Annotated in this window: 26 protein-coding genes; 15 read left to right on the top strand and 11 right to left on the bottom strand. The window is 63.0% G+C overall.

The features are described from left to right. Positions 1–166: 166 nt before the first annotated feature. Positions 167–1,195: a YeiH family protein gene (locus tag ACVOLL_RS17045; protein ID WP_481513970.1), complete on the bottom strand. Its 1,029-nt coding sequence runs from the start codon at positions 1,193–1,195 to the stop codon at positions 167–169. Between the two features lie 127 nt (positions 1,196–1,322). Between ACVOLL_RS17045 and ACVOLL_RS17040 the strand changes: the two genes are divergently transcribed. From ACVOLL_RS17040 to ACVOLL_RS17025, 4 genes are all read left to right on the top strand, one after another. After that, positions 1,323–2,228: a LysR family transcriptional regulator gene (locus ACVOLL_RS17040; protein WP_481513969.1), complete on the top strand. Its 906-nt coding sequence runs from the start codon at positions 1,323–1,325 to the stop codon at positions 2,226–2,228. Positions 2,229–2,263: 35 nt separating this feature from the next. Continuing rightward, on the top strand, positions 2,264–4,153 hold the full coding sequence (locus ACVOLL_RS17035) for an ATP-binding cassette domain-containing protein (protein ID WP_481513968.1): 1,890 nt from the start codon (positions 2,264–2,266) through the stop codon (positions 4,151–4,153). Positions 4,154–4,238: 85 nt separating this feature from the next. Beyond that, complete coding sequence (locus ACVOLL_RS17030; protein WP_481513967.1) at positions 4,239–4,667, top strand: VOC family protein; 429 nt, start codon at positions 4,239–4,241, stop codon at positions 4,665–4,667. 324 nt (positions 4,668–4,991) lie between these two features. Continuing rightward, the gene (locus ACVOLL_RS17025; RefSeq protein WP_481513966.1) at positions 4,992–5,519 is read left to right on the top strand and encodes an SRPBCC family protein; all 528 of its coding nucleotides are present in this window, start codon (positions 4,992–4,994) and stop codon (positions 5,517–5,519) included. 3 nt (positions 5,520–5,522) lie between these two features. On the opposite strand, the gene ACVOLL_RS17020 is transcribed toward ACVOLL_RS17025, so the two are convergent. Further along, entirely contained in the window at positions 5,523–5,972 is a 450-nt protein-coding gene (locus ACVOLL_RS17020; RefSeq protein ID WP_481513965.1) for a barstar family protein, read from the bottom strand. Beyond that, positions 5,969–6,442, bottom strand: coding sequence for a guanyl-specific ribonuclease (locus tag ACVOLL_RS17015; RefSeq protein ID WP_481513964.1), 474 nt, complete (start codon positions 6,440–6,442; stop codon positions 5,969–5,971). Before ACVOLL_RS17015 ends, ACVOLL_RS17020 begins: the two co-directional genes overlap by 4 nt. 279 nt (positions 6,443–6,721) lie before the next feature. On the opposite strand from ACVOLL_RS17015, the gene ACVOLL_RS17010 reads away from it, so the two are divergent. Next, positions 6,722–7,333, top strand: coding sequence for a superoxide dismutase (locus tag ACVOLL_RS17010; protein ID WP_481513963.1), 612 nt, complete (start codon positions 6,722–6,724; stop codon positions 7,331–7,333). 231 nt (positions 7,334–7,564) lie between these two features. On the opposite strand, the gene ACVOLL_RS17005 is transcribed toward ACVOLL_RS17010, so the two are convergent. Beyond that, positions 7,565–8,374 (bottom strand): endonuclease/exonuclease/phosphatase family protein, encoded by an 810-nt coding sequence (locus ACVOLL_RS17005; RefSeq protein WP_481513962.1) that lies wholly within the window; start codon positions 8,372–8,374, stop codon positions 7,565–7,567. A gap of 178 nt (positions 8,375–8,552) precedes the next feature. On the opposite strand from ACVOLL_RS17005, the gene ACVOLL_RS17000 reads away from it, so the two are divergent. After that, positions 8,553–10,121, top strand: a complete 1,569-nt coding sequence (locus tag ACVOLL_RS17000; protein ID WP_481513961.1) for a POT-type proton-dependent oligopeptide transporter — start codon at positions 8,553–8,555, stop codon at positions 10,119–10,121. A 4-nt stretch (positions 10,122–10,125) separates the two neighbouring features. Then, a complete protein-coding gene (locus ACVOLL_RS16995) occupies positions 10,126–10,746 on the top strand; it encodes a rhomboid family intramembrane serine protease (RefSeq protein WP_481513960.1) in 621 nt (206 codons plus the stop codon). A 122-nt stretch (positions 10,747–10,868) separates the two neighbouring features. On the opposite strand, the gene ACVOLL_RS16990 is transcribed toward ACVOLL_RS16995, so the two are convergent. Beyond that, a complete protein-coding gene (locus ACVOLL_RS16990) occupies positions 10,869–11,033 on the bottom strand; it encodes a hypothetical protein (RefSeq protein WP_481508433.1) in 165 nt (54 codons plus the stop codon). A 199-nt stretch (positions 11,034–11,232) separates the two neighbouring features. On the opposite strand from ACVOLL_RS16990, the gene ACVOLL_RS16985 reads away from it, so the two are divergent. The 7 genes from ACVOLL_RS16985 (at position 11,233) to ACVOLL_RS16955 (ending at position 17,482) form a co-directional block, all read left to right on the top strand. Beyond that, on the top strand, positions 11,233–11,526 hold the full coding sequence (locus ACVOLL_RS16985) for a GNAT family N-acetyltransferase (protein WP_481513959.1): 294 nt from the start codon (positions 11,233–11,235) through the stop codon (positions 11,524–11,526). A 60-nt stretch (positions 11,527–11,586) separates the two neighbouring features. Continuing rightward, the gene (locus ACVOLL_RS16980; RefSeq protein WP_481513958.1) at positions 11,587–12,414 is read left to right on the top strand and encodes a DUF3298 and DUF4163 domain-containing protein; all 828 of its coding nucleotides are present in this window, start codon (positions 11,587–11,589) and stop codon (positions 12,412–12,414) included. Between the two features lie 17 nt (positions 12,415–12,431). After that, a complete protein-coding gene (gene cfa / locus ACVOLL_RS16975; RefSeq protein WP_481513957.1) occupies positions 12,432–13,547 on the top strand; it encodes a cyclopropane fatty acyl phospholipid synthase in 1,116 nt (371 codons plus the stop codon). A 90-nt stretch (positions 13,548–13,637) separates the two neighbouring features. After that, positions 13,638–14,132, top strand: a complete 495-nt coding sequence (locus ACVOLL_RS16970) for a MarR family winged helix-turn-helix transcriptional regulator (protein WP_481513956.1) — start codon at positions 13,638–13,640, stop codon at positions 14,130–14,132. Between the two features lie 64 nt (positions 14,133–14,196). Further along, the gene (locus ACVOLL_RS16965; RefSeq protein WP_481513955.1) at positions 14,197–16,284 is read left to right on the top strand and encodes an FUSC family protein; all 2,088 of its coding nucleotides are present in this window, start codon (positions 14,197–14,199) and stop codon (positions 16,282–16,284) included. Next, entirely contained in the window at positions 16,274–16,471 is a 198-nt protein-coding gene (locus ACVOLL_RS16960; RefSeq protein ID WP_481513954.1) for a DUF1656 domain-containing protein, read from the top strand. The genes ACVOLL_RS16965 and ACVOLL_RS16960 overlap by 11 nt, the downstream gene beginning before the upstream one ends. Positions 16,472–16,480: 9 nt before the next feature. Next, the gene (locus ACVOLL_RS16955) at positions 16,481–17,482 is read left to right on the top strand and encodes an HlyD family secretion protein (RefSeq protein ID WP_481513953.1); all 1,002 of its coding nucleotides are present in this window, start codon (positions 16,481–16,483) and stop codon (positions 17,480–17,482) included. A 417-nt stretch (positions 17,483–17,899) separates the two neighbouring features. Here the strand turns inward: ACVOLL_RS16955 and ACVOLL_RS16950 are convergent, their stop codons facing one another. Then, positions 17,900–20,071 (bottom strand): M3 family metallopeptidase, encoded by a 2,172-nt coding sequence (locus ACVOLL_RS16950; RefSeq protein ID WP_481513952.1) that lies wholly within the window; start codon positions 20,069–20,071, stop codon positions 17,900–17,902. A 155-nt stretch (positions 20,072–20,226) separates the two neighbouring features. Between ACVOLL_RS16950 and ACVOLL_RS16945 the strand changes: the two genes are divergently transcribed. After that, entirely contained in the window at positions 20,227–20,709 is a 483-nt protein-coding gene (locus tag ACVOLL_RS16945; protein ID WP_481513951.1) for a glutathione peroxidase, read from the top strand. Between the two features lie 66 nt (positions 20,710–20,775). Here ACVOLL_RS16945 and ACVOLL_RS16940 read toward each other — a convergent pair whose 3' ends face one another. The 5 genes from ACVOLL_RS16940 to ACVOLL_RS16920 form a co-directional block, all read right to left on the bottom strand. Next, a complete protein-coding gene (locus tag ACVOLL_RS16940) occupies positions 20,776–21,153 on the bottom strand; it encodes a DUF6970 domain-containing protein (protein WP_481513950.1) in 378 nt (125 codons plus the stop codon). A 119-nt stretch (positions 21,154–21,272) separates the two neighbouring features. Continuing rightward, a complete protein-coding gene (locus ACVOLL_RS16935; protein ID WP_481513949.1) occupies positions 21,273–21,566 on the bottom strand; it encodes a HigA family addiction module antitoxin in 294 nt (97 codons plus the stop codon). Then, positions 21,566–21,844, bottom strand: coding sequence for a type II toxin-antitoxin system RelE/ParE family toxin (locus ACVOLL_RS16930; RefSeq protein ID WP_296246580.1), 279 nt, complete (start codon positions 21,842–21,844; stop codon positions 21,566–21,568). Before ACVOLL_RS16930 ends, ACVOLL_RS16935 begins: the two co-directional genes overlap by 1 nt. Positions 21,845–21,958: 114 nt before the next feature. After that, positions 21,959–24,367 (bottom strand): AAA family ATPase, encoded by a 2,409-nt coding sequence (locus tag ACVOLL_RS16925; RefSeq protein WP_481513948.1) that lies wholly within the window; start codon positions 24,365–24,367, stop codon positions 21,959–21,961. Between the two features lie 112 nt (positions 24,368–24,479). Continuing rightward, positions 24,480–25,268: a ferredoxin--NADP reductase gene (locus tag ACVOLL_RS16920; RefSeq protein WP_481513947.1), complete on the bottom strand. Its 789-nt coding sequence runs from the start codon at positions 25,266–25,268 to the stop codon at positions 24,480–24,482. Between the last annotated feature and the right edge of the window lie 180 nt (positions 25,269–25,448).

The following is a 25,448-nucleotide window of genomic DNA, read 5'->3' as shown; positions in this document are numbered from 1 at the left end:
CTCCGCGCCCCGGCCTTTGCGCTGGCGCAAAGGCGCTCGATCGACCGCGAACCAATGGTTCGCAAGCGGGCTCTCTCCCCCCGCACGCGGGAGAGGGGCTATAGCCGTCGCGGTCCCGATCCTGTAGTGCCGAGCCATGCTCGGCAGGGGCTTTCCCAACAGCGTCTCAGCCCAAAACCGCCCGCACCCCCAGATTGATCAGCATCCCGCCAGCCAACAACCAGACGAACAGCAGCAAAGCCAACAGCATCGGCTTGGCACCGGCCTGACGCAGTGCCGAAGCATGCGTGGTCAGGCCCAACGCAGCCATTGCCATCGCCAGCAGCACGGTGTCCAGGTCGACCAACACCTTCACCAGCTCAGCCGGCAGCAACTGCAGCGAGTTGAAACCAACCATCGCGATGAAGCCAAACGCAAACCAGGGAATCGTGATCTTCGAACGTTCTCCGTTGGTGCGGCTCTGGCCACGGGCCAGCAATGCAGACAGACCGACCAGGAACGGTGCCAGCATCATCACCCGCACCATCTTGGTGATGACGGCAGCATCGGCGGCAGGCTCACTGACCGCACGGCCAGCAGCCACCACCTGCGCAACTTCATGCACGGTAGAGCCGGTGAACACGCCGAACGCGGTCTCATCCAACGGCATCCAGCCCGCAGACACGCCCCACTGATACAACAGCGGGTACAGGAACATCGCTACGGTGCCGAACACCACCACCGTGGCCACGGCGACCGCAACCTGTTCGGCGCGGCCCTTGATCACCGGCTCGGCAGCCATCACCGCGGCGGCGCCACAGATCGAACTGCCAGCGCCGATCAGCAGCGCCGAATTGCGGTCCATGCCCAGCAGCCTGGTGCCAAGCCACCAGGCAAGGCCGAAGGTCGAGCACAGCACCAGCGCATCGATCGCCACGCCAGCAACGCCGACCTGGCCGATATCCTGCAGGGTCAGGCGCAGGCCATAGAGAATGATGCCGGCGCGCAGCAGGGTGGCCTTGGAAAAACCAACGCCAGCGTCGGCGCGCGTGGCCAGGCTGCGATAGACCGTGTTGCCCAGCACGATGCCGATGACGATGGCCAGGGTCAGCGCGCTGATGCCGTGGCTCTGCATCCATGGCAAGGTGCCCAGCCAGATCGACAGGCCGGCGACGGTGGCCGTCAGCAGCAGGCCGGGGAGGCGGGAAAGGGGCATTGAGGTAAGCCCTTGGGTCGAGGTGTTCATAACGTTGGGTTATTAGAAGATAGCCCATGCTGCACCCGAGGTTATTACCTGTAAAACGGATAATATTGGTTGAATCAACCGATTTTTGAGATAGATCATGCATCTCTCCTTGCGCCAATTGCAGATCTTCTCCGGCATCGCCGAAGCCGGTACCACGACGGCGGCGGGCGAATTGCTGGGCTTGTCGCAATCGGCTGTCAGTGCCGCGCTGGTCGAACTGGAAAACCTGCTTGGGCTGGCCTTGTTTGATCGGATTGGCCGCAGGCTGGTGCTGAATGGCCATGGCCGGGCCTTGCTGCCACAGGCGCGGGCCCTGCTCGCGGGTATGACCGATATCGAGCGACGGTTCCGTGCCGACAGCCAGACCGGCGCCGCCGTGCGTTGGCAGGTCGGCGCCAGCACCACCATCGGCAACTACCTGATGCCGGCACGTATCGCCGACCTGCAGGCTTCCAATCCACATGCCCATGTCGAACTGGTGATCGGCAATACCCGCGAGGTCACCACCGCAGTGCAGCGGCTGGAAGTGGATGTCGGCTTGATCGAAGGGCCAAGCCACGAGCCGGGCCTGGAAGTGGCGCACTGGCAGCAGGACGAGCTGGTGGTGGTGTTTGGCGAACGCCATCCGCTGGCCACGCAGTTCAGGAACGGAGCGGATCTGGCGATGTTGCGGCAGGCGCGCTGGCTGCTGCGCGAGCCCGGTTCAGGCACCCGTGAGGCTGCCGAGCAGGCCTTGTTGCCGCATCTGCATGGGTTTGCCGAGGTGCTGCAACTGGGGGGCACCGAGGCGATCAAGCAGGGTGCGGTGGCCGGGCTGGGCCTGGCCTGCCTGTCGCGGCATGCGGTGGCCGACCTGGTGACGCTGGGCAAGCTGCAGGTGCTGGCGACGCCCTTGCCGCCATTGCAGCGTCAGCTCTGGGCGGTGCGGCACCCCGGCAAGCGGATTCCGGCCAGCCTGCGCCAGCTGCTCGGCCTGCCGGCGGATGTGTTTAGCGACGATTGAGCGCGGTCGGCCGCCAGAGCCCGTACAATACGCCCATGCCTTTGATTACCTTGCAGAACGTCGACTACAGCGTCGGCGGCCCGTTGTTGCTGGAAAAAGCCGAACTGTCGATCGAGACTGGCGAGCGTATCGCCTTGATCGGCCGCAACGGCGCCGGCAAATCCACTCTCATGAAGCTGATGGCTGGCGAGCTCAAGCCCGACGACGGCGAGGTGCGCGTGCAGCAGGGCGTGCGCGTCACCCGACTCGAGCAGGAAGTGCCGCATGGCGCTGCCGGCAGCGTGTTCGACGTGGTCGCCGATGGCCTCGGCGAGCTCGGCCACTGGCTGGCCGAGTTCCATCGCCTGAGCCACGCCGAAGTCTTCGATGGCGAGGCCATGGGCAATGTGCAGGCCAAGATCGACGCCGCCGATGGCTGGGGTCTGGACCAGCGCGTCGAGGAAACCCTGACCAAGCTCGATCTGGATGGCGATGCCGAATTCGGCCGTCTGTCCGGCGGCATGAAGCGTCGCGTGCTGCTGGCGCGTGCGCTGGTCGCCGGCCCCGACGTACTGCTGCTCGACGAGCCGACCAACCACCTGGACATCGAAGCCATCGATTGGCTGGAAACCTTCCTCAAGGGCTGGAACGGCTGCGTGGTGTTTGTAACCCATGACCGCCGTTTCCTGCGTGCCCTGGCCACCCGCATCGTCGAGATCGATCGCGGCCAGGTGACCAGCTGGCCGGGTGACTGGGACAACTACGAGCGCCGTCGCGAAGAGCGCCTCAACGCGCAGGCGCAGGAAAACGCCCGCTTCGACAAGCTGCTGGCGCAGGAAGAAGTGTGGATCCGGCAGGGCATCAAGGCCCGCCGTACCCGCGACGAAGGCCGCGTGCGCCGGCTCAAGGCGATGCGCAACGAGCGCAGCCAGCGCCGTGAGCTCGGTGGCAACGTCAAGCTGGAAGCGGCCGGTGCCGAGAACTCCGGCAAGAAGGTTATCGACATCAAGAACATCTCCTTCTCGTTCGGCGAGCGGGTGATGGTCAAGGATTTCGAAACCACCATCCTGCGCGGTGATCGCATCGGTTTGATCGGCCCCAACGGCAGCGGCAAGACCACTTTGCTGAAACTGCTGCTGGGCGAACTGCAGCCGGACAGCGGCGAAGTGCGCCAGGGCACCAACCTGCAGATCGCCTATTTCGACCAGTACCGCGCCACCTTGCGCGAGGATTGGAGTGCGATCGAGAACGTGGCCGAAGGCGCGGACTTCATCGATCTCAACGGCAAGCGCAAGCACGTGCATGCCTACTTGCAGGACTTCCTGTTCACCCCGGAACGCGCACGCGCGCCGATCACCCGCCTGTCCGGCGGCGAGCGCAACCGCCTGTTGCTGGCCAAGCTGTTCGCGCAGCCGTCCAACCTGCTGGTGATGGACGAACCGACCAACGACCTGGACGTGGAAACCCTGGAGCTGCTGGAAGAGCTGCTCGCCGACTACACCGGCACCTTGTTGCTGGTCAGCCATGACCGTGACTTCCTCGACAACGTGGTGACCTCCACGCTGGTGCTGGAAGGCGAAGGCAAAGTCGGTGATTACATCGGCGGCTATAGCGACTCGCTGCGCCAGCGGCCAGCACCGACCCAGACCGCGATGGCGGTGGCCAAGGCCTCGGCGACGGCGGCACCTGCTGCTGTGGCTGCCGCGCCGGTTGCTGAAGCCGCGCCCAAGCGCAAGCTGAGCTTCAAGGATGCGCGCGAACTGGAGCAACTGCCGGCGAAGATCGAGAAGCTGGAACTGGACGTGGAAGGCCTGACCTCGGCAATGAACGATCCCTCGTTCTACACGCGCAGCAGTGCCGAAGTCACTGCACACACGCAGCAGCTGACCAAGGTGCAGGCCGAGCTGGATGCCGCCTACGCTCGTTGGCAGGAACTGGACGCCTGAACTGGTTCTGACGGTCTGCGCCTTGCTTCACCTGCCGTCCTCGTCGAGGACGGCAGGATGTGTCCATGGATGCTGCGAGGTGATGATGAGAAGACCGTTTGAGGTTGAGCGTATCGATCATGTGGTGTTCCGGGTCCGCGACCTGGAGCGCAGCATTGCTTTCTATTCAACGGTGCTGGGCTGCGAGGTGGTGCGACGACGCGACCATCTTGGCTTGGTGCATCTGCGTGCCGGCGCTTCGATGATCGACCTGATCAGTCTGGATGGCGCGTTGGGTGCCCGCGGCGGTGCCGGACCGGGAGCGGAAGCGCGCAATGTTGATCATCTGTGCCTGCGCATTGAGCCTTTCGATGAGACGGAATTGGTTGCGTATCTATCCCTGCACGGCGCAACGCCGTTGGCGGCTGCCGAGGTGAATTTCGGTGCTGAAGGGGACGGGCTGTTGTTGTACTTCAGGGACCCCGACGGCAACACCATCGAGCTGAAGGGGCCGGTTTCGGCTGGCTTGGGCTGATGCTCTGCTCCCTCCCTTGCACCTCAGGCGCAGGGGAGGGTTGGGGAGGGGGCTTCTCGCTGTATCCGTGCCGTCGCGTATTTGGCGAAGATCAAAAGCACCCCTCCCAAGCCTCCCCTTCGCTGCGCGAAAGGGAGGGCTCAGCTGCTCGGCACACGGGAGGGTCCGGGCGCGAACCAAAACGAAGGGCTCAACGCTTCGCTCCCTCCCTTGCGGCGAAGGCGTAGGGGAGGGCTGGGGAGGGGGACTCTTCGCCATGAACCCAACGCTTGCGGCCCAACCATGCTCCGCGCATGCTCATGTCATTCACCATGAGCAGCAGCCATGTCCCGCAGACTCACTACGCTCCTGCTGCTCGCAACAGCCTTCGCCTTGCCCGCACACGCTGAAGTCAAAGACGCCACAGTCGCAGGCTTCACCGTTGAGAACAGCGCCCTGATCGCAGCCTCGCCAACGCGCGTCTGGCAGGCGATGACCGCCGATATCGACCATTGGTGGCCAAAAGACCACAGCTGGTGGGGCAAGGCCGCAAGGTTGTCCATCGATGCCCGCGCCGGTGGCTGCTTCTGTGAGATTGCAGACGCGCAGCAGGCGCAGCACCTGCAGGTAGTGTTCGTCGATCCGGAGAAAACCCTGCGCATGAGCGGCGCACTTGGGCCGATGCAGGGCATGGGCCTGCATGGCGTTGCCGAGTGGACGCTGCAGGCCGAAGGCGCAGCTACCCGGGTGACATGGCGCTATCGCGCAGGTGGCTACAGCCCGGATGATCTCGGTGTGCTGGCGCCGGTGGTGGACAAGGTCCAAGCGCAGCAGTTGGGCGGTCTGGCGCAATGGCTGCAGAGCACCCGCTGAGGATCACGCTTCCTCGTCCTCGTCGCCTGCCTCTTCACCACCGCCGGGCAGTTCCATAAAGGCCCAGAACGCCACGTTGTTCTCGGCCCAACTGGCCGATGCTTCGGACAGCACATCCAGCAAGGTATCGAAATCCGCCGGGCTGCCCTGGCGCAGGTCGTTGGCGTCACTGAACAGCAAGGCATAGCCGTTGGCCGGTAACCAGGACAGGTCACGCAGGCCATCGGACAGCGCATCCCAGTTGCGGCTCCAACCGGCGGGGAAGTCGAGCTGGGTACCGAGTCGCATCAACAAGGTGCGCTTGTCGGCGCAACCTTCCAGGTCGATTCTGCACACGCGCAGCCCGGCATCGCGTGCGACCGCCGCCAAGCCACCAAGGTCGCCATCGCCGACACCGTAGACGCCGGCCTGGCTGACATCTTCCAGGCCCATATCGAAACCGCTGTCACTCATGGCGTACTCCTGGCGGGGACTTCAAAGCTGCGGAAGCTCTCGTAATGGTCGTCGGTGTAATACCAGGCATCCGGCGGGTCGCCGCCGGTAACGATGCGCTTGGCACCACGATGGCTCAGCCCGGGTGTATCCACGGTGTATTCGCGGTAATAGCCGCGCGGGCGCTGCGGCAGCTGGCGCTCGCGGTTGCCGAAGGTGCTGCCGTCCTGGCGATGCGGGTAGGGCCCGCCGCGCTGGATCAGGGCGATGGTCTCGCGTGCTTCGGGCGGCAGGAAGGCCGGTAGCGGATCGCGAGGTGTGGCCGCGCGGGATTGCGCTTCTGCCGCAATTTGCGGATCGCTTCCAGCGCCAAGGTCCGCGCCCAATGAGGGCGCGAACTGCGGCGGCGGTGGTTGCTGCGCAACGCGCATGCCCCATAGGCCGGCAACCAGCAGGACCACGGCTATAACCAGAAGGTAGGGCTTGCGCATCAGGGCAGGCGATCAATCGAAGAAAGGGGAATGATTATCACGCTGTCAGCCGGATTTTGTTGAACGGGCGATTCATGCGTGATGCCTGCAGCGTGGTTCACAGGCCGATAACAATGACGACGCACAGCCCTGAAATCGTGTCGATTCCGATTGCGGGACAAAGTTTCCTTTACATCGGTCTTGGTAAGTTGGACGTTCCTGCCTACCATTCACTGCTGTATCTGCATCGCCCGGGTTCTCCGGGCACAGACCCCAGGCATATACCCAAGGAGATTTGTGATGGCCTATACCCTGCCCAAGCTGCCTTACGCTTACGACGCGCTGGAACCGTACATGGATGCGGCCACGGTCGAGATCCACTACTCCAAGCACCACCAGACCTACGTCAACAACCTCAATGCACTGGTCGAAGGCACCGAGTACGCCGACCTGCCGGTCGATGAGCTGCTGCGCAAGGTCAAGACCCTGCCGGAAAACCTGCAGCAGGGCGTGCGCAACCAGGGCGGCGGCCACGGCAACCACTCGCTGTTCTGGGACGTGATCGCCCCGAATGCCGGTGGCACCCCGAGCGGCGCGCTGGCCAAGGCCATCGACGAGCAGCTGGGTGGCTTCGACAAGTTCAAGGAAGCCTTCACCAAGGCCGCACTGACTCAGTTCGGTTCCGGCTGGGCATGGCTGAGCGTCACCGCCGACAAGAAGCTGCTGGTGGAGAAGAGCTCCAACCAGGAAAGCCCGCTGATGGAAGGCCGCACCCCGGTGCTGACCATCGACGTGTGGGAGCACGCCTACTATCTGAAGTTCCAGAACCGTCGCGCCGAGTTCATCGAAACCTTCTACAGCCTGATCAACTGGAAGGAAGTCGAGCGTCGCTACCAGGAAGCCATTGCCTGAGTGCAGTGACATGAAGCGGTGGCCCAAGTGGTCGCCGTTGCCGCAGAGGCCGGGCATTGCCCGGCCTCTGTTGTTTCGGGGGTGTTCGGCCGCAGCATGACCCCCTTTTGTGGGAGCGGTGTAAGCCGCGAGGCTGATGTTGCTCGAACCCTTGGCACCTTTGTGATCTGATGATGCATCTGCTTCGCGGCTTACGCCGCTCCCACAAACGACTACCGCTGCGGCGCCGCTTCAGGGCTTCTCAGCGTCAACGCTCGCTGGAATCCGGGTAATCCGCAGCGTCGCCATCATGCCCAGCGGCTCGCTTGCTGGCTGCGCATCGCTGGCCGGTAGCTGGATTGCCTGCTGGGTGATATCGGCAAAGCTACGGACCTGGTACAGCACGTCCATACCATGCTGGGTGTCGGCAGACAGGCGGGCTTCGCCGTGACGGGTGGAGGGGTTCCTGCGCGCGGGCTGATAGCCCGGCAGCTGGCGCACCAATTCCTCGGTTGGCGCGGCAAAGTCACCGATGATCAGCGACGGCAGGCCATCAGCGGTGGCGTCCATCCATGAGCGCAGGTCGGCAGCCTGGTGGCCGCGCGCGACCGAGCTGTTGTCGCTGGGGCACATACTGGCGGCGTAGATGTTCAGCAGCGCCTGCTGCAACTGCAGGCGCTGCATGCCGGCGGCCGTGGGGGCATCGTCACCGTGCAGAAGGGTGATGCCGTCCTGCTGTGCCTGCAGGCGGGTCAACACCGCATTGCCACGCCGCACTGGTTGGCTGGGGCGGTCGGCACTGATGAAGTCGCAGCTGTATTTAAGGCGGGTACCCAGCCAGCAGGCGGGGTTAGGGGCGCTGGCCAATTGGCGGACGTCCTGTACCACGATCACATCCGGCCGAAGATCCTGCATCAGCGCGGCGATCCGCTCGCGCTGGCTGCTCCAGATCTCACCACTGTCGGGGAGACGCAGGTTGGCTACCTTGATGACCGGCAACACCGGCTCGGCCATGACGCCAAATGACAGGACCAACAGTCCAAAACAACCCCAGCGCAGCATTGCAACGCCTCGAAATGAGGGACTGTCATCCTAATGCTTACTGCGTCGAAGGGGCGTGCAGGCGTATGAGCTGAGGTTTTGCCGGTATGGGCGGTAGGTGTTTTGCTGGTCCGAACCGGTCTGGCGGGCGGCCTGATGCGTTACGCTTGCAACCTTTGTATTCACGGATCGCCCGCAGATGACGACCAACGACGTGGCAACAGCCCCGAACCCCAAGGCAAAGATGCCGCGCCAGATCGGCTACATCATCGGCAATGAGGCGTGCGAACGTTTCAGCTTCTACGGGATGCGCAACATCCTGGTGCAGTTCCTGATCACCTCGCTGCTGTTGCAGGAGATCACCGCCGAGGGCCGTGCCGGCGAAGCCAAAGACATCATGCACAGCTTCATGATCGGCGTGTATTTCTTCCCGCTGCTCGGAGGTTGGCTGGCTGACCGCTTCTTCGGCAAGTACCACACCATTCTCTGGTTCAGCCTGATCTACTGCGTTGGCCATCTGTGCCTGGCGCTGTTCGAGGGCAACCGCCAGGGCTTCTTCCTTGGCTTGGGGCTGATCGCACTGGGCGCCGGTGGCATCAAACCGCTGGTCGCTTCGTTCATGGGTGACCAGTTCGATCAGGGCAACAAGCACCTGGCCAAGATCGTGTTTGACGCCTTCTACTGGATCATCAATTTCGGCTCGCTGTTCGCCTCGCTGTTGATCCCGCTTGCGCTGAAGAATCTTGGCCCGCAATGGGCTTTCGGTATCCCCGGCATCCTGATGTTCGTGGCCACCTTCGTGTTCTGGCTCGGCCGTAAACGCTATGTGCTGGTGCCGCTGCCGCCCAAGGACCCGCACTCCTTCGCCAACGTGATCCGGACCGCGCTGCTGGCGCAGGCGCCGGGCCAAGGCCGCATGGGCCTGGTGGTGGCGGTGCTGGGCGTGGTGCTGGCGCTGGCTTCGTTCGCGCTGGTGCCCGCCTTGGGCATCGTGATCTGCCTGTGTCTGGCGCTGGTTTCGGTGCTGGCCGGTATTGGCGGCGGCACCATGCTGCAGCTGGACCGCGCCCGTGGCGTGCACCCGGAGTCGGCTGTTGAAGGCGTACGTTCGGTAATGAAGGTGCTGGTAATCTTCGCCCTGACCACGCCGTTCTTCTCCCTGTTCGACCAGAAAGCCTCGACCTGGGTGCTGCAGGGCCAGCAGATGAGCATGCCCAGCTGGTTCACCGCCTCGCAGATGCAGGCGCTCAACCCGCTGCTGGTGATGATCCTGATCCCGTTCAACAATCTGGTGCTGTACCCGGCGCTGCGTCGCTTTGGCTTCGAGCCAACCGCGCTGCGGCGGATGACTGCCGGTATCGCCTTCAGTGGCCTGGCCTGGATCGTTGTGGGTGGCATCCAGGTGGTCATGGACGGCGGCGATGCGATGTCGATCTTCTGGCAGGTGCTGCCGTATGCGCTGCTGACCTTCGGCGAAGTGCTGGTTTCGGCGACCGGTCTGGAGTTTGCCTATAGCCAGGCACCGGCATCCATGAAGGGTGTGGTGATGAGCTTCTGGAACCTGACCACAACCATCGGTAATCTGTGGGTGCTGCTGTCCAACGCGGCGGTGCGCAACCATGCGGTCACTGATCGTATTGCCAGCACCGGCTTGAGCGAGACGGCGTTCCTGATGTTCTTCTTTGCTGGTTTTGCGTTCATTGCCGCACTGGCATTTGGAATCTACGCGCGCCGTTACAAGATGGTCGACAACTACCGGGCGGTTTGAACACATGCAAGGACCGATAACCCTGATCCTGATCGCCATCACCGCGCTTGTTTCGTGGATGGCGTTCAACAACCGCAAGTTGGCTGACCGGCTGATCCTGTGGCCGCCGGCCATCGACAAGCACAAGCAGTACGACCGGCTGGTGACCTATGGGTTCATCCATGCTGACTTCGGGCACCTGTTGTTCAACATGGTGACCCTGTACTTCTTCGGCCGCTCGATCGAAGTCATCATGCTCGGGATCACCGGGCAATGGTGGGTCTACCCGTTGTTCTACCTGGCGGCGCTGGTGGTATCGATACTGCCGACCTACCTGAAGAACCAGAAGAACCCGAACTATCTGAGCCTGGGCGCTTCGGGAGCGGTGTCGGCAGTGCTGTTTGCCTACATCCTGATCGCGCCGTGGAAGCTGATCCTGATCATGTTCATCCCGGCGCCGGCCATTTTGTACGCCGTGTTCTATGTCGGCTACAGCATCTGGATGGACAAGAAGGGCAAGGACAACGTCAATCACAGCGCACACCTGGCCGGCGCCGCGTTCGGTGTGATGTTCATGCTGATCATGGAGCCGGAACTGCTGCAGCACTTCCTGCAGAGTCTGATGAACCCTACTTTCCGCTTCTGATCGACGGAGAGGGAGCTGAGGGGCTGTGTCGCCCCTCATGCAAGGGGCCGCGCGCATCGTGTCGTCGCGGCCCCGCTTCGTTTACGGCAGCTGCGCCTCGCGCGCGAACGCTTGCAGCTGACTCAGGCGGCGTAGCTGTCGAGCAGACGCGAATAGACTTCGCTGTCGATCTTCTTGAATTCCCAGCCGCTGGTGTCGCCAGCGACGGCCAGCTGGAACAGGCCCTCCAGCAGGGTGGAGTCATGGTCGTTGGACGGGATCTGCATCGTGCGGTCGTTGTCGAACATGGGACACCTTGGCTGCTGTTTGTCGTTTGAGGGTATACGCAGCAAATCCCGTGCCAGCTTTTGAGACACAGTCCATGCTTTGATTGCGGTGGCGTTGCCGGCGCCGATGTCGGAAAGTGACGCAAAGTGGCGCTTCCGACCGGCAGCACGTGTCATCACGTCGCTTTCACCAAAAACACCGCGTTCCGCAGGAGTAGCCATGACCTTGAATAAACCGCCAGTTCCAGGGATCGAACATGACGCTGTCGCAAGCCGCTTCCAGACCCTGGTCGATGGCCAGCGCGCCGTGCTGGATTACGAGCTGGACGACGGCGTCATGGTCATCACCCATACCGGGGTGCCCGAGGCCATCGGCGGCCGCGGCATTGCCGCAGCGCTGACCCGCTTCGCGCTGGAGCATGCGCGTGCAGCTGGCTGGAAGGTGATACCGGCCTGCGCCTATGCCGCGACTTTCATGCAACGCCATGGCGAATATGCAGACCTGCTGGGATAATTCGCTGGCATGGCCAAGCCCGACCGGGCGGCCGCACACACCTCCAAGGGATGAAAGGGCATGAACAGGTTGGTACGGGGATCGTCTGCCGCAGCGGTGTTGCTGCTGGCATTGGCTGGTTGCAAGCAGGATGAGCAAGGTGCGCCGGTCGCACCGGCCGCGGAACCGGTGCAGGCACCGGTTGCGGTCGCACCTGCGGCAGCTGATCTGCGCGATGTGATTGAAAACACCCCAAGCTATGTCATTGGTATCAGCTACCCGCCGGCAGCCGCCAAGTACCCGGGTCTGGCCAATGCGCTGAGCGACTATGCAGGCCATGCCAAGGCTGACCTGTTGAAGTCGGTGTCCGAGCTGGGCAATGACAAGCCCACCGCCCCGTATGAACTGTCACTGGCCTTCGACATGCTGGTGGAATCGCCTGCGGTTGTAGCGGTTTCCGCTGATGGCAGCAGCTACACCGGTGGCGCCCACGGCCAGCCGCTGGTAGCCCGTTTTGTATGGCTGCCCGAGCAGCAGCAGTTGCTCAAGGCCGAAGACCTGATCACCTCGGTCAAGGGCTGGCAAGCGATCAGTGATTTCACCGAGGACAAGCTGCTGGAGCAGGCTACGGTGCGCGCCCAGGGCGAGGACATGTCGCCAGAGGAGCAGCAGGCCCAGGTCCGCAATCTGTCCAAGATGATCGACGAAGGCACCACCGCCGACGCCACCAACTTCGGCCAGTTCCAGCCGGTGCTGGACGCGGGGGGCAAGATATCGGCACTGCGCTTCGTGTTCCCGCCCTATCAGGTGGGGCCGTACTCGGATGGCACGCAGACGGTGGATGTGCCGGCAGCGGTGCTGTTGCCGCATGTGGCGGCGGCTTACCAGGGGCTGTTCGCGCGCCCCTGAAACACAGGAGGTCAGTGATGGATGCAGGGCTGCAACGACGTGTGGAAGCACTGCTGCAGGAGGCCGATATCATCCCTGGCGGTGACCGGCCGCAGGACCTGGAAATCCTCGACCCGCGCTTTTATGCGCGGGTGCTGGCCGAAGGCTCGCTCGGTCTGGGCGAGAGCTACATGGAAGGCTGGTGGCAGGCGCATTCGCTGGATGGCCTGCTCACCCACCTGCTGGATGCGCGACTGGACGAACGCGTGCACGGCAGCGGCGAAGTCTGGGACGCGCTCAAGGCCAAGCTGTTCAACCTGCAGAGCGGGCAGGGCAGCTACGAGGTTGGCAAGCGGCATTACGACCTGGGCAACGACCTTTACCGGGCCATGTTGGGCAAGCGGCTGGTCTACAGCTGCGGATACTGGCGCAATGCCAGCACGCTGGATGATGCGCAGGAAGCCAAGCTCGAACTGATCTGCCGCAAGCTCGGCCTGCAGCCGGGGATGCGCGTGCTGGATATCGGCTGTGGTTGGGGCGAAGCACTGAAGTTCGCCGCCGAGCGCTATGGCGTGCAGGGGGTGGGCGTGACCATCTCGCAGGAGCAGGCCGCATTTGCCCGTGAACTGTGTGCCGGTCTGCCGGTCGAAATACGCCTGCAGGACTACCGCGAGCTGGACGAACACTTCGACGCCGTATTCTCGGTGGGCATGTTCGAGCATGTCGGGGTCAAGAACTATCGCAGCTACTTCGAGGTTGCCCGGCGCTGCCTGGGCGAGCAGGGCCTGTTCCTGCTGCACAGCATCGGCACCAACATCAGCCGCGACCGCACCGATCCGTGGATCGCCAAGTACATCTTCCCCAACTCCATGCTGCCGTCGGCGGCGCAGATCACCCATGCGATGGAAGGGCTGTTCGTGCTGGAGGACTGGCACAACTTCGGCACCGACTACGACCGCACCCTGCAGGCCTGGCGCGACAACGTGGAGGCGGCCTGGGAGCATCTGGACGCGCGTTACGATGAGCGCTTCCGGCGCATGTGGCGTTTCTACCTGGCCGCGTCGATGGCGAGCTTCCGTACCCGCCACTCGCAGTTGTGGCAGTTGTTGCTGTCACCGCGCGGGGTTCGGGAAGGTTATCTGGCGCCACGCTGAACGTGGAACGCTGTAACCGCAAAACTGTTTTATAAGTTTATATTACATATGTGTATTATCTGCCTCATTCTTGGATGAGCCGGATAGCCCATGAGCAGCTTCGACGCGACTGAAACCCGGATTGATGCCACCTGCGCCCGCTGGCCCGGGTTTCCGCGTGAACCGGCGGTACTGGTGCGCCTGGTCAAGGGCATCTACAAGACGGTCCATGATCGCGCCAATGCAGTGCTGCGTGATTTCGACCTCAGCCACGCCGAATACAACATCCTGATGATGTTGTACGGCACCCCGGGGCACCCGTTGACCCCGTCGGAGTTGGCTGAAGCGGCGACCGAGAAGTCGGCCAACATCACCCGGCTCACCGATCAGCTCTGCAACAAGGGCCTGCTGGAGCGTATTCCGGACACCAATGACCGGCGCAAGTTGGGGCTGCACCTGACCGCTGCCGGTCTTGCCTGCATACAGAAGCTGTTGCCGAAGATGGCGGAGCTGTTGGTCATGCAGGTGCAGGGCCTGGACGAGAATGAGCAGCACCAGCTCGAGCGCCTGCTGAAAAAGATGCTGGACGGCATTGAGGCGGGCTGAGTACGTCATGTCAGCAATCCCGACATCAACAAGCCCGCAACTTGCAGAGCCTTGGTACGCAGGCATGCCCGGCTTCCTCAAGGGCGAGGCCGATACCTGGTTGTTCGTGCTGCGAACGACCGTAGCATTCTTCCTCACCGGCTGGCTGGCGATGCGCCTGCAGTTGCCGCAGCCGGGCACGGCGATGATGACCACGGTCATCGTCATGCACCGGCAAAGCGGGATGGTGCTGGCCAAGGCGTTCTACCGGGTACTTGGCACCTTTGCAGGTGCGGCCGGTGCGCTGTTGATCGTGGGCTTGTTTCCGCAACAGCGCGAGCCGTTCCTGCTGTTGATGGCGCTGTGGATCGCCGGCTGTACCGCCGGGGCCACTTTGCATCGCAACTTCAAATCCTATGCCTTCGTGCTGGCCGGCTATACCGCTGCCATCATCGCCTTGCCGGTGATCTCCACCCACCCAGGGCAGGTCTTCGACTCGGCGGTGGCACGCATCAGCGAAGTACTGCTGGGCTTGCTGGTGACCGCGGTGATCAGCGACACGATATTTCCAGTGCGCCTGCGCGACACCTTGCGTACAGCGGTGAACAATCAGTACGAAAATTTCCTTGGTTTCACGCGCGGCGCGCTGCTTGGCGAAGTGCCACGCGAGCGGATGGAGCAGGCGCATCTACGCGTGGTGCGGGATGCGGTTGCGTTGGAAGACCTGCGCAGTTCGGTGATCTTCGAGGACAGTGAAGCGCGCGCACGCAGCGCGCATCTGCAGCGCTTCAACCAGCGCTTCATGGCTGCATCGACCAGTTTCCAGTCCCTGCACCATCTGATCAATCGTATGCTACGTCAGCCAGACCCGGCTGCCGGCCAGGCCTTGCAGGCGCTGTATCAGCCGCTGGGCGCGGCCCTGCAGTCGAGCGAGCAGTCGCCCGCGCAACTGGCCGAGCAGATCCACGAGATGCGTGGAAACGTGGCGACGCGTGCTGCCCAGTTGCGCAGGCAACTGAGCGCTGCAGCGCAGGTAGAGGACTTCGATGTGGGTGTACAGTTGTTGCGGCGCTTCGTGAAGGAGCTTGCGCAGTACGTTCATGCACGTCGACAGCTGACCCTGCAGGTCGCACCGACCGAAGAGGACGCACGTGCCCATTTCATCCGCGGCAATGACTATCTCGGTGCCGCGGTGGCGTTCGCCCGCACTGCCATCACCATGTTGCTGCTAGGGGCGCTGTGGGCCGCCAGCGGCTGGGCGATGGCGGTCAATGTGATGCTGCTGGCGACGATCTTTTCCGGCCTGTTTGCCACCATGCCAAACGCTGCGCAGATGACCAGTAAAGTGGCCTGGGGCTATCTGGTTGGTGTGCTTGCAGCTTACGTCTGCGACTACATGGTGCTGACCCGGATGGAGGGCTTCACCTTGTTGGTTGCTGGCTTGCTGCCGTTTTTCATGGTCGGTCCGTATATGGTCAGCCGGCCCAAGCTGGCGGTGTTCGGCCTGGGTTACACGATGGGGCTGGTCAACATCCTGGCTATTACCGGCGTGCACACCTTCGACCCGGTGCGTTTCTTCAACGAAGGCACCTCGCAGATGATCGCGATGGGAGCGGCGGTGCTGAGCTTCGCGTTGATGCCACCGCTGGTGGGCACGGCCTGGTTGCGCCGTCGGCAGATGGCCGGCCTGCGTGCGCAGGTGGGTATGGCTGCGCAGGCGCCGCTAAGTGGCCTGCAGCATCGTTTCGAAAGTTCCAACAGCGACCTGTTGCATCAGATCGTCGCTCACACCGCAGCGGGCAGTGAGGAATCACGCATGCAATTGGCCTGGGCCTTGGCGGTCAACGAAACTGGCCGTGCGCTGATCCATCTGCGTCAGGATGTGGCCCATGAGCCGGCATCGACGCAGTTGCACCAATGTGTGGACGAGGTGGTGTTGGTGCTGGCCGACTTCTTCGCAGCACCCAGCGCACAGGCTTGGCAACGTGCCGACAGCGTACTGACTGCCGCCATTGCGCTTGCCCGCAGTCAGGCCAAGGACGGCGGCGTCGCAGCACGCGTGCTGCTGCACCTGCGCTTGGTGCGCCTGGCGATGGTGGATGACAGCTCGGTGATGGCGACCTATATCACGCCACTTGATTCACGCCTGGAGGCGGCTCGCCATGCCAATTGAAATCGCATTTGCGGGAACCCTGTTTCCGGGCTTGCTGTTGTTGTTTGTTGTGGTCTGCATCGTGCTGTGGGGACTGGACACGCTGGCTGGTCGTCGTGGTTGGTACCGCAATGTCTGGCACCCAGCCTTGTTCCGCACCGCGATCTTCATCTGCCTGTTTGGTGGCTTCGGCCTGCTGCTGTTCTGAGAATCTTCCATGACCCCCAAAGTCCAATCCATTCTTCGTTTCTCCATCACTGCCGTGATGGTGGTGATTGCAGCCTTTATCGCGATGGCGATGTGGCGTCATTACATGTATTCGCCTTGGACCCGTGAAGGTCGTCTGCGCGCCGAGGTGGTACGGGTGGCACCAGATGTCTCCGGGCCGGTGAGCGCGGTAGCGGTGCGCGACAACCAGTTGGTGAAGCGTGGTGATGTGCTCTACCAGATTGATCCGGCGCGCTACCAGAATGCTTTGAATCAGGCACGCGGCAACCTGGCTGCGGCACAGGCATCAGCGCGTGCGGCAGGCGCCAGCATCCAGGTCGCGGCGGCCGGCGCTGCACAGCAGAGTGCCAATGCAAGTCGCTACCAACAGCAGTACGAGCGACGCCAACGCATCACCAGCAGTTTGATTTCCGAAGAGGCGCGCACCGATGCGTTCAGTGCTGTGCAGGCAGCGCGCGCCGGGGTGGCACAGGCGCAGGCCAGCCGGCAGCAGGCCAGTGCCTCGCAGCAACAGGCACTGGCGGCGGTGGAGCAGGCGCAGGCGGCTTTGGATACGGCGGAGTTGAATCTGGAGCGCACCCAGGTGCGCGCGCCGGTGGATGGTTATGTCACCAACCTCGAAGTGCGACAGGGCGATTACGCCACAGCTGGTGCGGCCAAGCTGGCGGTGATCGACACCGATTCGTTCTGGGTCTACGGCTATTTTGAAGAGACCAAGCTGGCGCAGTTGCATGTGGGTGATGGCACGCGCGTGCAGTTGATGAGCGGGCAGGAGCTGCACGGGCACATCGAAAGTATTTCGCATGGTATTACCGATGCGGATAGTCCGACTGGCAGTGATCTGCTTGCGAATGTGAATCCGACCTACAACTGGGTGCGCTTGGCGCAGCGGATTCCGGTACGGATCAAGCTGGATGCGGGCTCGGTTGCGAAAGGTGTTGTGTTGGCCAATGGCATGACCGCTACGGTGATTGTGGAGCGGGGGCGGTAAGGCTGGGTCGGATTTTTTGCTGACCGGATGCTGGTTGAACGAAGTCCGAAGCCAGAAGCCAGAAGCCAGAAGCACAGAGCCAGAAGCACAAAGCCAGAAGCACAAAGCCAGAAGCACAAAGCCAGAAGCACAAAGCCCCCTCATCCGCCCCCCGCCTTCGCGGGGGCAGGCTCTCCGGGCACCTTCTCCCGCAGGCGGGAGAAGGGAATGCAGGCGCTGCTTGAGCTGATAGCTTGCCGCGCAATGCGTGAGCTCAAGCAATACATCTGACCCCCGCGGCGCCTGACCACTCCCTTCTCCCGCCTGCGGGAGAAGGTGCCCGGAGGGCGGATGAGGGGGCTTTTGATCTGCCGCACGAAGCAAAAGAAAACGCCCGGCAAAGCCGGGCGTTCTCATTCCACCAAAACCAGTAGCTGCTTACTTGGCAGCAGCACCGGTGGTCAAACCACGCTTCTCAAGCAGCGGCTCGATCTGCGGCTCGTGGCCGGCGAAGTTGCGGAACAGCTCCATCGCATCGACGCTGCCGCCCTTGGAGAGCAGGGTCTTGCGGAAGTGGTCGCCATTGGCGCGCGACAGGCCGCCGTTCTCGCGGAACCACTTCTGGGTGTTGGCATCCAGCACTTCCGACCAGATGTAGGCGTAGTAGCCAGCCGAGTAGCCGCCCATGATGTGGCTGAAGTACGGAGTCTTGTAGCGCGGCGGGACCGGCGCGTAGTAGATGCCGTCCTTGACCAGCGCTTCATGCTCGAACTTCATTACGTCCTTCGGTGCCGGGATCTGGCCAACACCGATCTGGTGCCAGTTCTGGTCCAGCATCGCTGCGCCCAGGTACTCGGTGGTGGCAAAGCCCTGGTTGAACTTGGACGCGGCGATCACCTTGTCCAGCAGAGCCTGCGGCATTGCCGAGCCGTTCTGGTAGTGCTTGGCGTAGTTGGCCAGGATGGTCGGCTCGTCTGACCACATCTCGTTCACCTGCGACGGGAACTCGACGAAGTCACGCGGCACCGCGGTGCCTGCGAAGTAAGGGTACTTCACGTCCGAGAACATGCCGTGCAGGGCGTGGCCGAACTCGTGGAAAGTGGTGGTCACTTCGTCCCAGGTCAGCAGGGTCGGCTTGCCGGCCGGCGGCTTGGGGATGTTGAGGTGGTTGGCGACCACCGGCTTGTCGCCGGTCAGGCCCGACTGCGACACGTAGGCGTTCATCCACGCACCGCCACGCTTGGATTCGCGTGCATACGGATCGAAGATGAAGATCGCCAGCTGGCTACCATCGGCGTCGAACACGTCATAGACGGTGACGTCGTCGTGGTAAACCGGCAGATCGGTGCGCTGCTTGAAGCTCAGACCGAATTCCTTGCCGGCGGCGAAGAACACGCCGTTCTCCAGCACGTTCTTCAGCTCGAAGTACGGCTTGAGCTGCGATTCGTCGAAGTTGTACTTGGCCTGGCGCACCTTCTCGCTGTAGAAGGCCCAGTCCCACGGCTGCAGTTCGAACGTCGGCTTGCCGGCGGCCTTCTGCTCGCTGTCGATCATCGCCTGCAGGTCGGCGGCTTCGCGCTTGGCGTTGGTGACGGCGGCCGGAGCCAGCTGGCCCAGCATCGCGTTGACTGCTTCCGGGGTCTTTGCCGTCTGGTTGCCCAGCGAATAGGTGGCGAAGTTCGGGAAGCCCATCAGTGCGGCCTTCTCGGCGCGCAGGGTCATGATGCGCGACACCAGTGCGGTGTTGTCGTACTCACCGCCCTTGCTGCCACGCGAGACCGAGGCCTCGTAGATCTTCTGGCGCAGTTCGCGGTTGGCCAGGTTGGTCAGCGGCGGCTGGCCGGTGGTGTTGAGCAGGGCGATGACGTACTTGCCATCCAGCTTGCGGGCCTTGGCGGCTTCGGCAGCGGCGGCGATCTGCTCGGCGGACAGGCCGTCCAGCTGCTTGACGTCATCGACCACGATGAAGGAGGCGTTGACCTCGGCCAGCACGTTCTGGCTGAACTTGGTGCCCAGGTTGGCCAGCTCGGCGTTCATCGCCTTGAGCTTGGCCTTGTCGGCGTCGCCCAGCTTGGCGCCGGCGCGGACGAAGTTGTCGCGGTACTTCTCGACCAGACGCAGGCTCTCAGCGTCCAGGCCCAGGTTGGCGCGGTTGTTGTACAGGGTCTCGATGCGCGAGAACAGCTTGCCGTTGAGGTTGATGGCGTCGCTGTGCGCGGCGAACTTGGCCGAGTAGTCGCCCTGCAGCTTCTTGCGTGCGTCGTTGGTGTCGGCGCCGATCAGCGAGAAGAACACGGTGGTGGCGCGGTCGAGCACGGCGCCGCTGTTTTCCAGCGCGATCAGGGTGTTTTCAAAGGTGGGCGCGGCCGGGTTGTTGGCGATCGCTTCCACTTCCTGCAGCTGCTGCGCCATGCCGGCGTCGAAGGCCGGCGCGAAATCGGCGTCCTTGATCTTGTCGAACTGCGGGTAGTGCAGCGGCAGCGGGCTTTCAGCGAAGAACGGATTGGCCTGCTGGGCCGATTGGGTGGTCGCAGCGGTTGCGGCCTGGCTGTAAGCCGGCAGGGCAAGACCCAGGGTCGCGGCAAGGGCGAGGGCGAGACGGGTGTTCAAGGCGGAAACTCCGGTAAAAAAGACTGATCTTTCAGGGTACCTGCAGGCGCGCCCGCACGGGTGTGTCGAATGGCATGGTTGCGCTGAAAGGCCACATCTTGCATGCCGTTGGCGCCGCGATGGCGTACGCTGACGGTCCTGTCAGGAGCCGCGCCATGCCAAATGCCTTCGATTTCGAGCTGACCGCGCTGGACGGACGTCCGCTGCCGCTGGCTGCGTTTGACGGCAAGGCGCTGCTGATCGTCAATACCGCCTCCAAATGCGGCTTCACCCCGCAGTACGAAGGACTGGAGCAGCTGTGGCAGGAGTTGGGCCCGCAAGGGCTGGTGGTGCTGGGCTGCCCCTGCGACCAGTTCGGCCACCAGGAGCCGGGCGATGCCGCCGCCATCCAGGACTTCTGCAGCATCAATTATGGGGTCAGCTTCCCTTTGTCGGCCAAGCTCAAGGTCAACGGTGCCGACGCTGATCCGCTATGGCAGTGGCTGCAGCGGCAGAAGCGTGGCGCGCTGGGCATCGCCGCTATCAAATGGAACTTCAGCAAGTTTCTGATCGGTCGCAACGGCCAGGTGATTGCCCGCTACGCGCCGACCGCGCGCCCGGAGGCGCTGGAGGCGGACATTCGGGCCGCGCTTGGCTGAAGAATGGTGCCGGATCAGTTTGAGTTGAGAAGCGGGCCTTGCTTGGCGAAGCTTCCGGGCGGCGAGTCATGGGCGCACCGTCACGGGTGCTTCGTTTACCGGGACTGTTCGTGGGTCATGCCAGATCCTGGTGCCGGCAGTTCGCTGCTGGAAGAAGTCGCGGCATTTGCCATCTCCGCTGCCTGACAGACCGCCGTTGGGGAAGCAGATTCGTTGCCCATTTCGCTCGTATAACTCACTCGGAAAGTCACAGCAGCGCCCCATGGGTACGAAGTACACCGTGCGCCGACCGTACTGGTAGCGCCAGATCGAGCCGGGACTCGCGCTGGGCGAGGCTGACTCATATTGTGTGATCAGCGCGTTGACGAAAGGCGGAGGGTCTTCCGCAAAGCAGGTGTTGGTAGCGGATAAACCAAGCAGGATCAGAAGTGGTTGCGGATTCATGTTTTGCTCGCATGGCTGAGAAGCAAATAGTCCCCAATCGGCCGTGGTTTGAAATCCCATGTCGACAGCCAATGATGGTGCCGCGGACGCTTGTCAGTGCGCCGGCCTATACAAAGCCATCATGCGGCAGCCAGCTGCAGACGGCCTACCGTCTTGAGATCGACGTGCTGACGGGCTACCCAGAGATCATGCGCGTCCTGCATGGCCAACCAGCTTTCCGGGCTGCGACCAAGGGCGACAGATAGGCGCAAAGCCATTTCAGGGCTGACCCGACTGCTGCCGTTCAACACCCGACTCAACGTCGAGGCGGAAACCCCAAGTGCCTGTGCGAGTTCGCGGCCGCTGACATTGTTCGGCTCCAGATAGATGCCGGAAATGAAGGCGCCCGGATGCGGTGGGTTATGCATGTTCATCAATGATAGTCCTCGTAGTCCAGCACGTGGCAATTGCCATCCTTGAATTCAAAGGTGACGCGCCAGTTGCCGTTGACGGCAATCGACCAGCGCCCCTTCATCTCACCCCTCAGTGCGTGCAGGCGAAATCCGGGGATATCCATGTCCTCGATTGTGTGTGCTGTATCAAGTGCGGCCAGCTGCAGGCGCAGTCGATTCGCATGACTTGCCTGTATGCCTGCGGTGCTTCCGGTTTCATAGAGCTTGCGCAGCCCTTTGTGGCGGAATGACTTGATCATGCTGGATTGTAGCATGTTGCGCATCACGCAACATTCACTGGGATAGCAGGGGTGGTAGCGGGGTCAGTCGGGGTGCGGCAATGCCCGGCGCGGGACTGCGCCGGGCAACCTTGCTTAGACCGGATCGGTCTCCGCCTCGTCCAGCAGGTCCTTCTGCTGCAACTGCACCTTGGTGGGGTCGCCATGTTCGGCCATGGCCCGTTGCAGGGCGCGGCGGGTGGCGGCGGTGACCAGTGACTGCAGGTCGCGGCCGGAGCTGCCTTCGGTGGCGGCTGCCAGGGTGCCCAGTACTTCCTCAACGGCAAAATCCAAGGGCTTGCCGGCCAGCTGCAGGCGCAGGATTGCCGCGCGTGCGTCCACGTCGGGCAGGCCGATCTGGATCTTGCGCTCCAGTCGCGACAGCAGGGCGCTGTCGATGGCGTCCAGATGATTGCTGGCAGCAAGCAGGAAGACCTGTCCTTGTTTGGTACTGATGCCGTCCAGTTCCTGCAGCAGCTGGGCGACGATCTCGGCGTTCAACTTGTCCGAGTTGCCGCTGCCACGCGGCGGGGCGATGGTGTCGATCTCATCGAGGAAGACGATGCACGGCGCCTGTGCACGGGCCTTTTCGAACAGCTGCTTGACCCGTGCGCCGCCGTCGCCGAGGAACTGGCCCTTGATCTCCGCCGAGGAGGCGGCGATGAAGGACAGCCCGGACTGGCTGGCCAGTACGCGCGCAATCTGGGTCTTGCCGGTACCGGGTGGGCCGTACAGCAGGATGCCGCGTGGCACCGGGATGTTCATCCGCGCCAGTTCTTCGGCATGCAGCAGCTCCTTGCCCAGGCTTTCGAACTCGGCACGGGTGCTGGCCGGCACGATCACATCGTCCCAGCCCAAGGTCTGCACCGAGGTGGAGCTCTTGCCGCGCAGGCGCGCGATGGCGGCGCTGAAGTCGCTTTGTGCAGGGCGCCCGGCCGGATGGGTGGAGACCACGCTGGTGATCAGGGTGGACAGGTCGCGGCCGGACATGCCGGCGGTTTCGCGCACCAGCGCTTCGGTTACCGGCAATGCCAGCTGGGCCTTGCCGAACTCGGCCAGCAGGATGCGCTCGCGCGCCTCGGCATTGGGTGCGGCAAGTTCGATGGAGACAGTGAAGCGCGACAGCACGGCATCATCGATCAACTCCTGGCGATTGGTGGCGCCAATCACCAGTACGTTGCCGCTGCCCTGGTTGAAGCCATCCCATTCGGCGATGAAGGTCTGCACCAGCTCGTTGCCGAAATTGTCGGTGTCGCGGCTGCCACGACGGGCGAAGGCGCTTTCGCATTCGTCAACGAACAGGATGGTTGGGCCCTTGCTGCGCGCGTCTTCCCAGATCTTCTTGACCTTGGGGCCGGTGTGGCCGATGTGCTCGCCCTTCAGATCGGCGATGGTGACTGCGACGAAATTGCAGTCCACGTGTTCGGCCAGCTTGCGTGCGATCAGGGTTTTGCCGGTGCCGGGAGGGCCCCACAGCAGCATGCCCTTGGGCAGCGGCGGGGTACCGGCGGCAAAGCGGTCCACCAGCTTGATCACCTGCTCCAGGGTCTGCTCCGGGATGGCGACGTCTTTCCAGTTGGCTTCCAGCTTGTCCAGCGAGGCCAGCCGGGTCAGCAGCGACTGCTGCAGCTGCAACTCGCGCTCATACGGCGCGCTCAGTGCCTGCAGGTCAAGAATGGGCTGGGCCAGTGGTGCCAGCATCGGTGCCAATTCGGCAGCCAATGGAGTCCACGTCGCGGCGTGTTCATCCGCTTCGGCGCGGACGCGTACAAGGCCGCCGGGGTGGCCGTTGAGCGGCAGGCGGATGAAGATGTCGGGGTCCTTGTCGTTGGCGACATCAGTACTCAAGCCAACCATCACCGCGTTGGAGTTGTCGTGCTTGTCACCGAGCTGCCAACTGTTCCCCATCTTCTCCACCGAGGGTGCGGGCGCGCGGATGACAGGATAGGGGTGACTGCGGCCATCGTCGTGCTTCTTGCCGAAGGCGTGCAGCTGCAGCTGGCGTTTGCCCAGCGCATCGATCGATGCCAACCCAGCGGCGGCATTGCGCTTTGACATACGGTTGCGGCCCAGCCAGACCAACAGCGCATACAGGAGCAGGCCAGGCGGAATGTAGACGAACAACAGGAACAGCGTGCTGGCCGGGAAGGGCAGCGTGTACGACAGCTGGCCGCAGAAGTTCCGAATCGGCCCATACAACGCCAGGCTGCCGAGCAGCAGCAGCCAGGCCACGGTGCGGACGCCGCCGCTGCCCAAGGTCGCGCGCAAACTCAACGCTGGCCCCAAGGTGCCTTTGCGGCCGTGTTGCTGCGTGTTGCGGCGTGCCTGCGCCAGACCTTCTTCGAACGCCGGACGCATAGCCTGGGCGGCCTGGCATGCGGCGGGGTAGGCAGCGCCCATCGCCTGCTTTGCGGTGTGGGCACGTTGCTGGCATTGCGCCAGCTCGTCGAGCAGCACGCTGCGCTGGTTGTCGATGAAGTTGCTGCGGGAACTGCTTGAAACCATGAATCCTTTCCCCTGAACTGAAAACGGCCGGATCAGTGTGATCCGGCCGTTACGCTACGCCATCATTGTCTGGGTTCATAGCGACCAATGGTCGGTAAACACCCTACACGCCTTACTTCTCGACGAAGGCGCGCTCGAACACGTAGTGGCCCGGAGTGCCGATGCGGGTGGAGACTTCGAAGCCGCGTGCGTCCAATACGCTGCGCAGATCGGCCAGCATCTGCGGGCTGCCGCAGATCATGAAGCGGTCGTTGGCCGGATCCAGCTGCGGCAGGCCGAGTGATTCCTGCATCTGACCGCTTTCCATCAGCGAGGTCAGGCGCCCCTGGTTGGGGAAGGGCTCACGGGTGACCGCCGGGTAATACAGCAGCTTGTCACGGACGATGTCGCCGAGGATCTCGTCGTTCGGCAGCTCCTGCTCGAAGTACTCGCGGTAGGCCAGATCCTTCTCGTAGCGCACGCCGTGGCAGACGATCACCTTGTCGAAACGCTCGTAGGTTTCGGGGTCCTTGACCACGCTCAACCACGGCGCCAGGCCGGTGCCGGTGCCCAGCAGATAGAGGTGCTTGCCGGGGTGCAGATCGCTGATCAGCAAGGTGCCGGTAGGCTTCTTGCCGACCAGGACCTTGTCGCCGGGCTTGAGGTGCTGCAGACGCGAAGTCAACGCACCTTCCTGCACCTTGATGCTGAAGAAGTGCAGCTGCTCTTCCCAGTTGGCACTGGCGATGGAATAAGCACGCATCACCGGGCGGGCGCCTTCGTTTTCGTTTTCCAGCCCGATCATCACGAACTGGCCATTCTCGAAGCGGAAGCCGCTGTCGCGGGTGGTGGAGAAGCTGAAGTAGGCGTCCGTCCAGTGACGGACTTCAAGCACCGTTTCGGCGCCAAAAGCGGAAGACATGCCGTGATTCGTAGATTGGAGACCGACCTATTCTAGCCGATAACCCATAAATAGGAATGAATCTCATTTGACTGGACTGTTGGTGTGGGGGGGGGGGGGGGGGGGGGGGGGGGGGGGGGGGGGCGGGGGGGGGGGGGGGGGGGGGGGGGGGGGGGGGGGGGGGCGGGGCGGGGGGGGGGG

It is taken from the genome of Stenotrophomonas sp. STEN035 (assembly GCF_056759935.1).
The sequence above is the reverse complement of the archived record's forward strand: the minus strand, read 5'-3'. Positions and strand labels throughout refer to the sequence as shown.

Coding starts and splice junctions, on each gene's coding strand:
- ACVOLL_RS17045 (WP_481513970.1), bottom strand. CDS start 1,195: ATGCCCCTTTCCCGCCTCCCCGGCCTGCTGCTGACGGCCACCGTCGCC.
- ACVOLL_RS17040 (WP_481513969.1), top strand. CDS start 1,323: ATGCATCTCTCCTTGCGCCAATTGCAGATCTTCTCCGGCATCGCCGAA.
- ACVOLL_RS17035 (WP_481513968.1), top strand. CDS start 2,264: ATGCCTTTGATTACCTTGCAGAACGTCGACTACAGCGTCGGCGGCCCG.
- ACVOLL_RS17030 (WP_481513967.1), top strand. CDS start 4,239: ATGAGAAGACCGTTTGAGGTTGAGCGTATCGATCATGTGGTGTTCCGG.
- ACVOLL_RS17025 (WP_481513966.1), top strand. CDS start 4,992: ATGTCCCGCAGACTCACTACGCTCCTGCTGCTCGCAACAGCCTTCGCC.
- ACVOLL_RS17020 (WP_481513965.1), bottom strand. CDS start 5,972: ATGAGTGACAGCGGTTTCGATATGGGCCTGGAAGATGTCAGCCAGGCC.
- ACVOLL_RS17015 (WP_481513964.1), bottom strand. CDS start 6,442: ATGCGCAAGCCCTACCTTCTGGTTATAGCCGTGGTCCTGCTGGTTGCC.
- ACVOLL_RS17010 (WP_481513963.1), top strand. CDS start 6,722: ATGGCCTATACCCTGCCCAAGCTGCCTTACGCTTACGACGCGCTGGAA.
- ACVOLL_RS17005 (WP_481513962.1), bottom strand. CDS start 8,374: ATGCTGCGCTGGGGTTGTTTTGGACTGTTGGTCCTGTCATTTGGCGTC.
- ACVOLL_RS17000 (WP_481513961.1), top strand. CDS start 8,553: ATGACGACCAACGACGTGGCAACAGCCCCGAACCCCAAGGCAAAGATG.
- ACVOLL_RS16995 (WP_481513960.1), top strand. CDS start 10,126: ATGCAAGGACCGATAACCCTGATCCTGATCGCCATCACCGCGCTTGTT.
- ACVOLL_RS16990 (WP_481508433.1), bottom strand. CDS start 11,033: ATGTTCGACAACGACCGCACGATGCAGATCCCGTCCAACGACCATGAC.
- ACVOLL_RS16985 (WP_481513959.1), top strand. CDS start 11,233: ATGACCTTGAATAAACCGCCAGTTCCAGGGATCGAACATGACGCTGTC.
- ACVOLL_RS16980 (WP_481513958.1), top strand. CDS start 11,587: ATGAACAGGTTGGTACGGGGATCGTCTGCCGCAGCGGTGTTGCTGCTG.
- cfa (WP_481513957.1), top strand. CDS start 12,432: ATGGATGCAGGGCTGCAACGACGTGTGGAAGCACTGCTGCAGGAGGCC.
- ACVOLL_RS16970 (WP_481513956.1), top strand. CDS start 13,638: ATGAGCAGCTTCGACGCGACTGAAACCCGGATTGATGCCACCTGCGCC.
- ACVOLL_RS16965 (WP_481513955.1), top strand. CDS start 14,197: ATGCCCGGCTTCCTCAAGGGCGAGGCCGATACCTGGTTGTTCGTGCTG.
- ACVOLL_RS16960 (WP_481513954.1), top strand. CDS start 16,274: ATGCCAATTGAAATCGCATTTGCGGGAACCCTGTTTCCGGGCTTGCTG.
- ACVOLL_RS16955 (WP_481513953.1), top strand. CDS start 16,481: ATGACCCCCAAAGTCCAATCCATTCTTCGTTTCTCCATCACTGCCGTG.
- ACVOLL_RS16945 (WP_481513951.1), top strand. CDS start 20,227: ATGCCAAATGCCTTCGATTTCGAGCTGACCGCGCTGGACGGACGTCCG.
- ACVOLL_RS16940 (WP_481513950.1), bottom strand. CDS start 21,153: ATGAATCCGCAACCACTTCTGATCCTGCTTGGTTTATCCGCTACCAAC.
- ACVOLL_RS16935 (WP_481513949.1), bottom strand. CDS start 21,566: ATGAACATGCATAACCCACCGCATCCGGGCGCCTTCATTTCCGGCATC.
- ACVOLL_RS16930 (WP_296246580.1), bottom strand. CDS start 21,844: ATGATCAAGTCATTCCGCCACAAAGGGCTGCGCAAGCTCTATGAAACC.
- ACVOLL_RS16925 (WP_481513948.1), bottom strand. CDS start 24,367: ATGGTTTCAAGCAGTTCCCGCAGCAACTTCATCGACAACCAGCGCAGC.
- ACVOLL_RS16920 (WP_481513947.1), bottom strand. CDS start 25,268: ATGTCTTCCGCTTTTGGCGCCGAAACGGTGCTTGAAGTCCGTCACTGG.